Below are 12752 nucleotides of genomic sequence, written 5' to 3' on the forward strand. Positions count from 1 at the left end.
TCAGGGCTGGGGTTCGCATATGCCACGACCCGCGGCAGACGCCCCGTTCGTGCAAGAGGGACAGATGTTTAAGCGCGCGACGCCCCCGATGCCAGCACAAAACCGTTATCCGAGGGTTGAGGCCGGAGCAGGTCTGGCCGGCGCGGACCCGTTGTTCCGGGGCGCTGAATGGCGCACATACCGGATATGACATCCGAATCCCCCGCCCGTCACGCCGTCGACGCCGCCATCGCCGAAACCGGCCTGGCCATCGAGACCCGCGAGCTGCCGAAGCTGGAGCGCACCGTCGCCCGCGCCCTGGCACCGGGACAGGACCGTGTCGACGCCGCCACCTTCCGCGCCGCCCTGTGTGCCGTGCGGCGCAAGCCGTGGGGGTCGCGCCTGATGGACCTGACCCGCCGCGCGGGCGAGGTCTGGGTGACGCGCGCGGACACCGAGGCGGCGGCGGCCACGATCGACGACCCCGAGCCCGACGACGCAAGCCTGCTGCGCGCCTTGGGCGAAGTGGTGCGGGCGCGGCTGCGCGCCACCGCCCCCACGCCCGAGGCGGCGCTGGAAACGATCCGGGCCGACCTGTTCGACGGCACCGGCCGCGTCCTGTCGCCCGCCGAGACCGAGACGCTGTCGCGCGCGGTGGCGGCGGCCTTCGGCCTGGACGCGGCCACGGGCTTCGTCGAAGCGGTGCGGCGCACCGCCGACGCCCGCCAGGAAGAACAGGACGCGATCGAGCAGGCGGCCCGTGCCCGCCGGCGCGAGGAAGTCCGCCGGCTGCGCGAATGGGAAGACAGCCTGGTCGCGTTCAGCGAGGTGCCCCGCCTGCTGCATTGTTCGCAGAAGGAGGCCCTGCGCTGGATTGCCGAAAACCGGCTGCCGGTCGCACGCCGCGTGCCGCAGCCCAACGGCACCGAACGCTGGGAATTCGACCCGCGCGAACTGGTGGCGCTGCGCGCCCGGCTGCCGGAATGGCGGGGCGGCCTGCCCGGTGTCGCGACCCCGCTGGTGCCTGACCCGGGCACGCGCAAGGTCGGCAATGCAGTGATCGCCCGCGTGGCGGCGCTGGACCGCTATGCTGCGCATTTCAAGACCGCGCGGGCCCTGAAGCGGCGGATCACGCTGGTCACCGGCCCCACCAACAGCGGCAAGTCCCATACCGCGCTGGAGGCCCTGGCGCGCGCCGAGAGCGGCATGGCGCTGGCGCCCCTGCGCCTGCTGGCCCATGAATTCCGCGAGGCCCTGACCGCGCGCGGCGTGCCCACGTCGCTGGCGACGGGCGAGGAGCGGATCGACATTCCCGGCAGCCGCCACCTGGCCGCGACGGTCGAGATGTGCCCGCTGCACAACCCCGTCGATGTCGCCATGATCGACGAGGCGCAGATGCTGTCGGACCCCGATCGCGGCGCGGCGTGGACGGCGGCGATCATGGGGGCGCCGGCGCGGCACCTGTTCGTGCTGGGCGCGCCCGACTGCATTCCGATGGTGCGCCGCATCGCCGAATTGTGCGGCGACCCGCTGGACGAGGTGCATCTGGAACGCAAGGGACCGCTGGTGACGGCCAGCGAGCCGGTGCGCCTGCAGGATCTGAAGCCGCATGACGCGCTGATCGCCTTCTCGCGCCGCGAGGTGCTGGACCTGCGCGCGGCGCTGCTGGCGCGCGGGCGGCGGGTCGCCGTCGTCTATGGCGCGCTGAGCCCCGAGGTGCGGCGGGCCGAGGCGCAGCGTTTCAATGACGGCGAGGCCGATATCCTGATCGCCACCGACGCGATCGGCATGGGGCTGAACCTGACGATCCGCCGGGTGATCTTCACCGCGCTGCGCAAGTTCGACGGCACGCAGACCCGCGATTTGAACGCGCAGGAGGTCAAGCAGATCGGCGGGCGCGCCGGCCGCTACGGCAAGCACGAACAGGGCGTGGTCGCGGTGCTGGCCGGCGCGGGCAGCGCATCCTTCATCCGCGCCATGATGGCGGCCCCGCCGGCCGAACTGGCCGACCTGCGCCCGCAGGTGCAGCCCGACGCCGACATCATCCAGGCCGTGGCGGCGGAAATCGGGTCGGAGAGCCTGTTCGGCGTGCTGGCGCGCATCCGCCGCGCCGTGCTGCGCCCCGACGACCCGAATTACCGCCTGGCGAACATGGAACAGGCCTTCGCCATCGCCACCGCCCTGGAAGGCGTGTCGGGCCTGAGCCTGGCGCAGCGCTGGGTCTATGCGATGTGCCCGGTGGACGACCGCGACAACGGCATCCAGCGGCTGATCCACTGGGCGGCGGACCATGCCGCCGGCCGGCCGGTCGTGCCGCCCGGGCCGGGCCGCCTGCCCCCGCCCGACCGCGCCGAGCGCATCGAACTGGAACGTGCGGAAAAGCGGCACAAGCGGCTGGTCGCATGGCGGTGGCTGTCGCTGCGCTTCCCCGACGCCTATCCGGCCCGCGAGGATGCCGAGGACGCGACCGCCCGCCTGAACGACTGGATCGAGGACGTGCTGCGCCAGCAGAGCAGCCGCAGCCGCGCGGGCGGAGAGGAACCCCGTCCCGGACAGCCCCCGCATGCCCCCGGACGGGGGCACCGCAAGGGCGGCGGCAGGAACGGCAACAGGGGCGGCAAAGGCCCCCCGCGACATTCCGTCAGCGGGCGCTGATGGCCGCCAGCCCGTTCATGTAGGGGCGCAGCGCCTGCGGCACGGTGATGCTGCCATCGGCGTTCTGGTAGTTTTCCATCACCGCGATCAGCGTGCGTCCCACGGCGAGGCCCGAGCCGTTCAGCGTATGGACGAATTCCGGGCCGGCACCGTCCGCCGGGCGGTAGCGCGCATTCATCCGCCGCGCCTGGAAATCGCGCGTGGTGGAGCAGGACGAAATTTCGCGCCACGCATCCTGGCCGGGCAGCCAGGCTTCGAGATCGAAGGTCCTGGCCGCGCCGAAGCCGGTGTCGCCCGCGCACAGCAGCATGCGGCGATACGGGATGCCCAGCCGTTCCAGCACCTTCTCGGCGCAGCGGGTCATGCGCTCATGCTCGGCGTCGCTGTCCCCGGGCGCGGTGATCGACACCATCTCGACCTTCTGGAACTGGTGCTGGCGCAGCATGCCCCGCGTGTCGCGGCCGGCGGCCCCGGCCTCGCTGCGGAAGCACGAGGACAGCGCGACCATGCGGCGCGGCAGCGCCGACGCCGGCAGGATGTCGCCCGCGACGCTGGCGGTCAGCGGGACCTCGGCCGTGGGAATCAGCCAGCGCCCGTCCTCGGTCCGGAAGGACTGGTCGGCGAACTTGGGCAGCTTGTCGGTGCCGAACATCGCGGCCTCGTTCACCAGGACCGGTACCGCCGTTTCGGTATAGCCGTGTTCCTGGACATGCAGGTCCAGCATGAACTGGCCCAGCGCGCGTTCCATGCGCGCCAGCGCGCCGCGCAGCACGACGAAGCGCGCGCCGGACAGCTTTCCGGCGGTTTCGAAATCCATCAGGCCCAGCGCCTCGCCCAGCGCGAAATGCTCGCGCGGGGGGAAGGCGAAGTCGCGCCGCTCGCCGACCTGGTGGACGACGACGTTCGCGGATTCGTCCGCGCCCTCGGGCACGCCGTCATCCAGCCGGTTGGGCAGGACCACCAGGCAGTCGCGGATTTCGGCATCCAGTTCGCGGACCAGGACCTCCAGCTTCTCGATGTCCTCGCGCAGTTGCACGGCCTCGGCTTCCAGCGCCGTGCTGTCTTCCCCGGTGCGGCGCAGGGCGCCGACTTCCTTCGACAGGCTCTTGCGCCGGGCCTGCTTGTCCTGCAGCGCGGTCACGGCGGCCCGCCGGTCCTCGTCCAGGCTGGCGATATGGATCGCGGCGGGGGCCTCGCCCCGGCGGGCCAGGGCGGCGTCGAAGGCGGCCGGATCGGCGCGCAGGGCGCGAAGATCATGCATCTCGGTTCTCCTGATCGGCATCGTCGGCGCGCTTGGGCTGGACCAGCCGCGCGCAGAAGATGGAAATTTCGTACAGCCCGATCAGCGGCACCGCCAGACCGGTCTGGGTGATGACGTCCGGAGGCGTCAGGATGGCGGCGATCACGAAGGCCCCGACATAGGCATAGCGCCGGAAGCGTTTCAGCGTGTCGGCGGTCACGATGCCCACCCGGGCCAGCAGGGTCAGCACCACCGGCAGTTCGAAGGCCACGCCGAACGCCATGATCAGCTTCATCACCAGCGCCAGGTATTCCGACACCTTGGCCTGAAGCTGGATCTGCAGCCCGTCCTGCCCGTCCGCCGTCTGGAACGACAGGAAGAACTTCCAGGCGAAGGGGAAGACGAAATAATAGGCCAGCGCCGCGCCCATGACGAACATGACCGGCGTCGCGACCAGGAAGGGCAGGAACGCCCGCTTTTCGCTGCGATACAGCCCGGGGGCGACGAACATCCAGACCTGGATGGCGACCATCGGGAAGGACAGGAAGGCCGCCCCGAAGATCGCGACCTTGATGTAGGTGAAAAAGGCCTCGTACAACGCGGTATAGATCAGGTGCGGCTGTTCGCCCTGCGCGCGCATCACGTCGCCCAGCGGGCGGGCCAGGAACAGATAGATCCGCGCCGAGAAATGATAGCACAGCAGGAAGCACAGGCCGAACGTCACCGCCGACCACAGCAGGCGGCGGCGCAGTTCGACCAGATGGTCCAGCAGCGGCATCGGCTGGTCGTTGATCGGATCGGCGTTGATCGGATCGTCGTTCAGAATCGTGTCTCCCGGCTTGGAATATCCATCGGCCCCTATCCGCGATGGGGTGCTGGGGCCCCGACGTCCGGCGCGGTCACGGACACGCGCCGCGCGCCGTGGATCACCCGCACCGGCGGCAGGAAGGCGGGCGGGTGCAGCCGCGCGCGCTCCGCCGCCAGCCGCCGCGCGACCGACGGCGGCAGCAAGGCGGGCGGCGGCCCGGCGTCCGGGGCCGGTGGAAAGGCGGTTTCGGCATAGGACGCGACCGGCGTCGCGTACCCGTACTCGTGCAGGCCGCCGGGATCGAAGCCGGACAGGTCGGCCGGGCCGGCGCGCGTGCCGTCCAGCGGCGACTCCTCGATCGTGCGCCGGATCGTGCCGTCGCCGTCGATCGCCTGCATGATCTGGTTGCGGACATTGAGGCGCCGCATGCGGTTGAGCTGGTCGCGGGCCTCGGTCAGGTCCGCGTCGCGCACCATCTCGTCCACATGGGACTGGAATTCCGATGCCAGCTTGCGCCCCTTCTTGATCAGCCCGGTCACCGTGCGGATCGCCACCGGCATGTCCTTGGGGCCGATCAGCAGCAGGGCGACGACGCCGATCACCGCCATCTCGGACCATGCGAAATCAAACATGGGCGGGACCGGCCAGCGGCAGGCGCATCACGGGCGTGTGCTGGAACATGGACGAACTCGGCGAGCGGATGAATCAGGACCGGCTGATGGGGACTGGAGACGTATCACGTCGGCGGCGCATCGGAAACCGCCTGGGGAGTCGTCGCGGCCGGCGGGGACACCGCCGGGTCAAGGGCCGGGCCGGGGGCCGGATTGGGAGCCGGGTTGAGGACCGGGTTATCCGGCACGTCCACCAGCAGTTCCTCGCGCCGGGGCAGGTCGCGCAGGTCGCGCAGGCCGAAATGCCGCAGGAAGTCGGCCGACGTCCCCCACAGGATCGGCCGTCCCGGTACCTCCTTGCGGCCGCGCGGGACGATCAGCGAGGCTTCCAGCAGGGTGTCCAGCACCTGCTGGCTGAGCGAGACGCCGCGGATCTCCTCGATTTCCGCGCGGGTGCAGGGCTGGTGGTAGGCGATGATGGCCAGGGTTTCGAGCGTCGCGCGGGCCAGCCGGCGCGGGCGGTGCAGCACCCGCGTCAGCCGCGGGGCCAGGTCGGCGGCGGTGCGGAACTGCCAGCCCCCGGCGATCAGCACCGGCGCCACGCCCCTTCCGTCATACAGCGCCACCACCGCGTCGATCACGCTGCGGACATAGGCGCCCAGGTCATCGATGTCGGCGGGCACCTGGCCCTGGGCCTCCAGCAGTTCGGCGATCGCGCGTTCGGACACCGGGTCGGGGCTGGCGAAGATCAGGGCCTCGACCAGCCGCACCGACGCGGGGTCCGCCCGGACCGTGGTTTCGGGAAGGGGTGTGTCGGTCATTCCGCCGCGTCCATCCTGTCCATATCCTCGCCCGCGTCCTCGGCCGCATCGTCGGCCGTGCAGGGGCGCAGCATGATCCGGCCGAACTGTTCGTCCTGGCGCAGTTCGATGCTGCCGCTGCGCGCCAGTTCCAGCCCGGCGATCAGGGTGCCGGCCATCGCGGCCCGGCGCAGCCGCAGCCGTTCGTCCTCGTCCCCGCCATCCAGGCCCGGGCCGGAGTCCGGCAGGAACGCGCCCAGATCGCACCAGCCGGTGCCGGGGACGATGTCGGTGCCCAGCAGGCGGTGCAGGCGGGCCAGCGCATCCTGCACCGTCCAGAAATTCAGCCGCCGGGGCTGATAGACGCGCTTGCGCGCGCCGCGCCGCATGGCCGCCATATAGGCGCCCATCAGTTGGGGCAGGTCCAGCGCCAGACCCGAGCGATCGATTTCCGTCAGGTCCTCGCGCTCGCCCCGGGCGAAGACGTCACGGCCCAGTTGCGGCCGCGCCGCCAGCCATTCCGCCGCCCGGCCGATCCGCGCCAGTTCCAGCAGCCGGGCCTGCAGCAGTTCGGCCGCTTCCTCGGCATCGACGGCCTCGCCCTCCTCGGCCGGCAGCAGCAGGCGCGATTTCAGCCAGGCCAGCCACGCCGCCATCACCAGCCAGTCCGCCGCCAGTTCCAGGCGGATGCGCCGGGCGGATTCCACGATCGCCAGATATTGCTCGACCAGTTGCAGGATCGAAATCCGTGCCAGGTCGACCTTCTGCGCCCGCGCCAGTTCCAGCAGCAGGTCCAGCGGTCCCTCGAACCCCTCCAGGCGCAGCATGGGCGCGGTCAGGCCCCCCGGCAGGCCATCGGGCAGCCCGCCATCCTGACCGCCCGGCCCGACGGCCGCCCCCCCCTGTACCGCGTCCGGCTGCATGGCCGGGTCCTAGAAGCCCGCCAGGGTACAGGCCAGGCCGTTCAGCCGCACATGCTGGCAGAACGATGTCGCCTGCGCGATGCTGGCGAAGCCGCGCGTGCGCAGCCGGAAGAACACGGCACCATTGCGCTCGGTCCGCTCGATGATCGGTGCGTGGCCGGCGAACAGGTCGGGATCATGCTGCACCAGCCGCGCCCATTCCTTCTCCGCCGCCGCCTGCGAATCCAGGGCGGCGAGTTGCACGCCGTAACGGCCGGCGAGCGGCGCCGCCGGAGCCGGAGCGGGCGGCGTCGAGGGGGCCGGCACAGTGGATGCGGTGTCGGCCGGGGGCGCGGCGGTGGATGCCGGCGGCGCGGACGGCACGGGCGCTGCCGTTACCGGCGGTGCCGCTGCTGGCGCTGCCGGTGCGGGTGCCACCGGCGCGGGGGCGGGTGCCGCGGGTATGGGCGCGGGCGCAGCCGGCTTCTGCCCATATTGCTCGGCAAGCTGGTCGGGGCGCGGCTGTTCCGGACCGGGGGCCAGACGGGCCACGGCACCGTCATCGCCGGTCGGGGCCTCCGCGCCCAGGACCTGCATGCCGCCCGGATCGAGGGGCCGCACCCGTACCGGACCCGGCGGCGGCCCCAGCACGGGAATGCCCGAGGGATGATGCCCCATCAGCGCCCAGCCCCCGATGGCCAGCACCAGCAGGCCGCCCAGCCCGGCGGCGCCGTATGCCAGGCGCCGCGTCATGGGGTCGGACCCCAGCAGCCCGTCCATCAGGCCGCCCACCGACACGCGCGGACGGCCCCAGGCGGGCCGTCCGCCATCGCCGCGTCCGGACGCGCGCGGCGGGGTGTCGTCGTCGTAATCCGCGCTCATGCGTTCGCGGGCGCGGCTCAGGCGATCCTCATGGGGATCGCGGCCGGTGGGGTCGGACGGGGCAGACTCGTTCATCGCATTTCCTCGACCGGCGTAACGCCCAGTACCGCCAGGCCCGACCGGATCACCGTGGCCGTGGCCTCGACCAGCGCCAGCTTCGCCCGGGTTGCGGCCAGGTCGTCTTCCTGCAGGAAGCGCAATGTCGCATCATCGCGGCCGCGATTCCACAAGGTATGGAAGTCGCCCGCCAGCTCGCCGAGATAGAACGCGATCCGGTGCGGTTCATGGGCCTGCGCGGCCCCTTCGACCGTGCGCGGCCATTGCGCGATTCGGCGCAGCAGCGCCAGTTCGGCGTCGGATTCGATTCCGTCCAGCGCGGCCTGGGCCAGGGTCGCGGGGGCCACGTCCTGCGCCCCCAGCATCTCCTGCGCCGCGCGCAGGACCGAGCGGCAGCGGGCATGGGCGTACTGGACATAGAAGACCGGGTTGTCGCGGGTCTGGGCGACCACCTGGTCCAGGTCGAATTCCATCTGCGCGTCGGCCTTGCGCGTCAGCATGGTGAAGCGCACCGCATCGCGCCCGACCTCGTCGATCAGGTCGCGCAGGGTGACGAAGGTGCCGGCGCGCTTGGACATACGGACCGGCTGGCCGTCGCGGACGATGCGCACGATCTGGCACAGCAGCACGTCGAAATCGACCGTTCCGCCGTCCTTGCCCAGCGCCTTGACCGCCGCCTTCATGCGGGTGACGTAGCCGCCATGGTCGGCGCCCCAGACATCGATCAGCAGGTCCGCGCCGCGCCGGATCTTGTCGTCGTGATAGCCGATATCGTTGGCGAAATAGGTGTTCGATCCGTCCGACTTGCGCAGCGGCCGGTCCACGTCGTCACCGAACGCGGTGGACCGGAACAGGGTCTGGGGCCGCGCCTCCCAATCCTCGGGCAGCTTGCCCTTCGGGGGTTCCAGCACGCCTTCGTACAGCAGGCCCTGCGCGTCCAGGCGGGCGATGGCCCGGTCGGTGATGCCGTCCGCCAGGATCTTCGCCTCGCTGGTGAAGACGTCGTGACGCACGCCCAGCGCGTCCAGGTCCTGCCGGATCATGGCCATCATCTGCGCCACGACGAAGGATTTGACGGTGGGCAGCCAATGTTCCGGCGCGGCGGGCTGGGCACCGGGTTCGGCCAGGGCGGTGCCGTGCGCCTCGGCCAGCGCCCGGCCCACCGGCACCAGGTAGTCGCCGCCGTACTGGATGCCGCCGGGCACCAGGGCCGCGAACTCCTCCTGCCCCATCGTCGTGCCGATGACCTGGAGGTAGCGCCAGTAGGTGGCCCAGGCCAGGGCGATGACCTGCGCCCCGGCATCGTTGATGTAGTATTCCTTGGTCACGCCGTAGCCGGCCTTGGCCAGCAGGTTGGCCAGCGCGTCGCCGACCACGGCCCCCCGGCAATGGCCGACATGCATCGGCCCGGTCGGGTTGGCCGAGACATATTCGACATTGACCCGCACCCCCTGCCCCAGCGCGGCATCGCCGTAGGACTCCCCGGCGCCCAGCACCGCCGGCACGATCGAGCGCAGCACGGCGGCATCCAGCGTCACATTGACGAATCCCGGGCCGGCGGGTTCGGCCTTTGCCACGCCCGGCACCCCGGCCAGCGCCGCCGCCAGGTCGGCGGCGATCTCGGCCGGGCGGCGGCGGGCGATCTTCGCCGCCAGCAGGGCGGCGTTGGTCGCCATGTCGCCATGGGCGGGGTCGCGCGTCGGCGTCAGTTCGACACGCGCGGCCACCTCGTCCGGCAGGTCCGGGACGATCCGTCGCAAGGCGTCGCGCACATGCGAGAGATAGCGGACGAACAGGCTGTCGGACATGCGATGCGGCTTCCCAAAAAGGCCGGCGCCAGGGGCCGGGTCGGACTGGCGCGCGGAACGAGGTCAAGACTGGTGGGGCGGTTTCAGCCCGGCACGGACAGATCCGTCAACCGTCGATGTTCTTCCATCGCGAATCGGTCCGTCATTCCGGCTATATAATCGGCCACGACCCGGCGCGCACCGGTCTGGTCCGCCCCGCGCGCCTGCTGCCGCCAGCCGTCCGGCAGCAGCGACAGGTCATCGGCCAGGATCGAGAAGATGGATTCGACCGCCATGCGCGCCTTGCGCGTCATGCGGTTGACCCGCCAGTGCCGGTACAGCCGTGCGTAGAGGAAGGTGCGGATGGCCCCGTTATCGCGCGCCATGGCGGGGCTGTAGGCCACGACCGGTGCCTCCGCCCGGCGCACGTCGTCGGCCGAACGGGGGGCCAGCCGTTCCAGGTTGCGCCGCGTCTGCTCCGTCAGGTCCACCGCCAGCGCATTGATGACCCGGCGGATGGTTTCGTGGCGCATCCGGTCGTCCACATGCAGGTCGGCGGCATGCAGGCCGGGTGCCTGCGGCGCCGAGGCCGGCAGGTCCGCCCCCCCGGCCAGTTGCCGGACCTGCGCCAGCGCCGCCCCCACCACCGGCAGGCCCGCCAGGTCCGACAGGCACAGCAGCCCCGCGCGCAGCCCGTCATCCAGGTCGTGGGCGTGATAGGCGATGTCGTCGGCCATCGCCGCGACCTGGGCCTCGACCGGCGCGAAGGTGGTCAGGTCCAGACCCAGCCGTTCGGCATAGCGCGCGACATAGCCCGTCGGGTGGTCCACCGGCCCGTTATGCTTGATCAGGCCTTCCAGCGTTTCCCATGTCAGGTTCAGCCCGTCGAAGCCGAAATAGCGGCGCTCCAGTTGCGTCACCTGGCGCAGGGTCTGGGTGTTGTGGTCGAACCCGCCCCAGGCGCGCATCGCCGCCGCCAGCGCGTCCTCGCCCGCATGGCCGAAGGGCGTGTGGCCCAGATCGTGGGCCAGGGCCAGCGTTTCCGTCAGGTCTTCGTCCACCCCCAGGTTCCGGGCGATGGACCGCGCGATCTGCGCGACCTCCAGCGAATGGGTCAGGCGGGTACGGAAGAAGTCGCCCTGATGATTGACGAAGACCTGGGTCTTGTATTGCAGGGTGCGGAAGCCCGCCGAATGCAGGACACGGTCGCGGTCACGCTGCCACGGCGTGCGGCTGGGCGATTCGGGTTCGGCATGCAGCCGGCCCCGGGCGGTGGCAGGCTGGACAGCGTAGGGTGCGATGCTCATATATACCCTCACTCCCGGATAGGCGCCCCTGTCGATACCCCGCCCGGCGCCGCAAGACCAGCACGGGCTGCGGCCTTGGCCGCATGTTGCCCGCACGAGGATGGTATCCCATGGACACAGCTTCCACCCCTACCCCCGATACGCGCTTTCGCGTCTCCCCCCAGGCCGTCACCCGGCTGGAGGAAATCGTGGCGGCCGAGCCGGCCCCGGAGGGCGCCGCCGCCCCCGGCCTGCGCGTCAGCGTGCTGGCCGGTGGGTGCAACGGTTTCCAGTACAGCTTCGCCCTGGACGGCGAGCGCCGTGCCGACGACGTTCTCATTCCCGCCGGGCAGTCACATGTGGTGGTCGATCCGTCCAGCATGGACCTGCTGGACGGGGCGGAACTGCATTTCAACGATTCGCTGATGGGCGCGCATTTCACCATCCGCAACCCCAATGCCACGTCGTCCTGCGGGTGCGGCACCAGCTTTTCCATCGATTGAGCGTCCGGCCGCATTGATGAAAATCGCAAGCTGGAACGTCAATTCGGTCCGCCAGCGCCAGGCGCATGTCCTGGACTGGCTGGAGCGGGAAAAGCCCGACCTGCTCGGCCTTCAGGAAATCAAGTGCGAGGACGCGGCCTTTCCCGCCGAGGCCTTCCGCGCGGCGGGATATGACTGCGTGGTCGTGGGGCAGAAAAGCTATAACGGCGTCGCCATCCTGTCGCGCCTGCCCTTTTCCGTCACGGCGCGGGCCCTGCCGTTCCTGGACGGCGAGGCGCTGCAGGCGCGCTATGTGGAAATCGAGGCCGGGGGCCTGACCTTCGGCAACCTGTATCTGCCCAACGGCAATTCCGGCGGCAGCGCGGGCTACGAGGCCAAGCTGGCGTTCATGGAGGCGCTGGCCCTGCACGCCAGGGCGCTGCTGGAGGCCGGGCGGGATTTCGTCCTGGCGGGCGATTACAATGTCTGCCCCACCGACGAGGATTGCGCGCCGGGCGCCCTGCCGCCCACCGACGCGCTGGTCAGGCCGGAATCGCGCGCGGCCTTCCGCCGCCTAATCTGGCTGGGCCTGACGGATGCGCTGCGGGCGCTGCACCCGCACGGGCGGTACTACACGTTCTGGGACTACCAGGCCGGTGCGTGGCCGCGCGATTGCGGGCTGCGGATCGACCACGCCCTGCTGTCGCCGCGTATCGCGGAACGGCTCGACAGCGCCCAGCCCGACCGGGACGAGCGCGGCCGCGCCCAGCCGTCCGACCACGTGCCGCTGGTCATCACGCTGGACGGACCCTGAAACACGGGGGCCTGAAAGACGGGGACATGAAAAAGGCCGGGCGCGAAGCCCGGCCTTTCCCTTATCACCAGCCGGGGCGGACCCAGACCCAGCGCGGACCACGCTGTTCCCACCGGCCGGCGCCCCAGCCGCCATGCCGGCCATACCGGACATAGCGCCCCGGCACCCAGACATAACCGCCATTGCCCCAGTCCCAGCCGCCCTGCTGCCAGACCCAGCCCCGCCGCGGCGGCGGCACGACTTCGGCACGCGGCGGCGGCATGGGCGGTGGGGCCCATCCGGGAGTGACGGGACCGTACCGATAGGGCTGCGCAAGGGCCGGCGACGCGTCGTACGTCGTCAATGCCCCGCCTGCGAGCACGCCCAGCGCCAGAAGGGTGCCGCGGACAATCTGCCTGCTCATGTGAAAACAATCTCCTGCATGCGGGCGGGTATTCCTCCCGCTCCGT

General features: G+C 71.1%; 12 protein-coding genes. 3 read left to right on the top strand and 9 right to left on the bottom strand.

Annotated elements, in window-relative coordinates; translation table 11 throughout:
* Positions 1 to 186 precede the first annotated feature (186 nt).
* Positions 187 to 2634: a helicase-related protein gene (locus GDIA_RS02205; RefSeq protein WP_012553119.1), complete on the top strand. Its 2448-nt coding sequence runs from the start codon at positions 187 to 189 to the stop codon at positions 2632 to 2634.
* Here GDIA_RS02205 and serS read toward each other — a convergent pair.
* The 8 genes from serS to GDIA_RS02245 form a co-directional block, all read right to left on the bottom strand.
* Positions 2621 to 3895 carry a serine--tRNA ligase gene (gene serS, locus GDIA_RS02210; protein ID WP_012226067.1) on the bottom strand — a complete coding sequence of 425 codons (1275 nt, stop codon included), beginning with the start codon at positions 3893 to 3895 and terminating at the stop codon, positions 2621 to 2623. The genes GDIA_RS02205 and serS overlap by 14 nt on opposite strands.
* The gene (tatC, locus tag GDIA_RS02215) at positions 3888 to 4652 is read right to left on the bottom strand and encodes a twin-arginine translocase subunit TatC (RefSeq protein ID WP_012226068.1); all 765 of its coding nucleotides are present in this window, start codon (positions 4650 to 4652) and stop codon (positions 3888 to 3890) included. Before tatC ends, serS begins: the two co-directional genes overlap by 8 nt.
* 80 nt (positions 4653 to 4732) lie before the next feature.
* Positions 4733 to 5314: a Sec-independent protein translocase protein TatB gene (gene tatB, locus GDIA_RS02220; RefSeq protein ID WP_012553120.1), complete on the bottom strand. Its 582-nt coding sequence runs from the start codon at positions 5312 to 5314 to the stop codon at positions 4733 to 4735.
* 104 nt (positions 5315 to 5418) lie between these two features.
* Positions 5419 to 6114, bottom strand: coding sequence for an SMC-Scp complex subunit ScpB (gene scpB / locus GDIA_RS02225; protein WP_012226070.1), 696 nt, complete (start codon positions 6112 to 6114; stop codon positions 5419 to 5421).
* The gene (locus GDIA_RS02230; RefSeq protein ID WP_231854330.1) at positions 6111 to 6920 is read right to left on the bottom strand and encodes a segregation and condensation protein A; all 810 of its coding nucleotides are present in this window, start codon (positions 6918 to 6920) and stop codon (positions 6111 to 6113) included. Before GDIA_RS02230 ends, scpB begins: the two co-directional genes overlap by 4 nt.
* 105 nt (positions 6921 to 7025) lie before the next feature.
* The gene (locus GDIA_RS02235) at positions 7026 to 7952 is read right to left on the bottom strand and encodes an SPOR domain-containing protein (RefSeq protein WP_012553122.1); all 927 of its coding nucleotides are present in this window, start codon (positions 7950 to 7952) and stop codon (positions 7026 to 7028) included.
* Positions 7949 to 9742, bottom strand: coding sequence for an arginine--tRNA ligase (gene argS / locus GDIA_RS02240; protein ID WP_012553123.1), 1794 nt, complete (start codon positions 9740 to 9742; stop codon positions 7949 to 7951). The genes GDIA_RS02235 and argS overlap by 4 nt, the downstream gene beginning before the upstream one ends.
* 83 nt (positions 9743 to 9825) lie before the next feature.
* Entirely contained in the window at positions 9826 to 11028 is a 1203-nt protein-coding gene (locus GDIA_RS02245) for a deoxyguanosinetriphosphate triphosphohydrolase (RefSeq protein ID WP_012553124.1), read from the bottom strand.
* Between the two features lie 110 nt (positions 11029 to 11138).
* Here GDIA_RS02245 and GDIA_RS02250 point away from each other — a divergent pair, with 110 nt between their 5' ends.
* Together GDIA_RS02250 and GDIA_RS02255 are read left to right on the top strand one after the other, a co-directional pair.
* Entirely contained in the window at positions 11139 to 11510 is a 372-nt protein-coding gene (locus tag GDIA_RS02250) for a HesB/IscA family protein (RefSeq protein WP_012553125.1), read from the top strand.
* 16 nt (positions 11511 to 11526) lie between these two features.
* Positions 11527 to 12303, top strand: coding sequence for an exodeoxyribonuclease III (locus GDIA_RS02255; protein ID WP_012553126.1), 777 nt, complete (start codon positions 11527 to 11529; stop codon positions 12301 to 12303).
* Positions 12304 to 12367: 64 nt separating this feature from the next.
* Here GDIA_RS02255 and GDIA_RS02260 read toward each other — a convergent pair whose 3' ends face one another.
* On the bottom strand, positions 12368 to 12706 hold the full coding sequence (locus GDIA_RS02260) for a YXWGXW repeat-containing protein (RefSeq protein ID WP_012226077.1): 339 nt from the start codon (positions 12704 to 12706) through the stop codon (positions 12368 to 12370).
* Positions 12707 to 12752 lie beyond the last annotated feature (46 nt).

This window comes from Gluconacetobacter diazotrophicus PA1 5, from assembly GCF_000021325.1.
Lineage (GTDB): Bacteria > Pseudomonadota > Alphaproteobacteria > Acetobacterales > Acetobacteraceae > Gluconacetobacter > Gluconacetobacter diazotrophicus.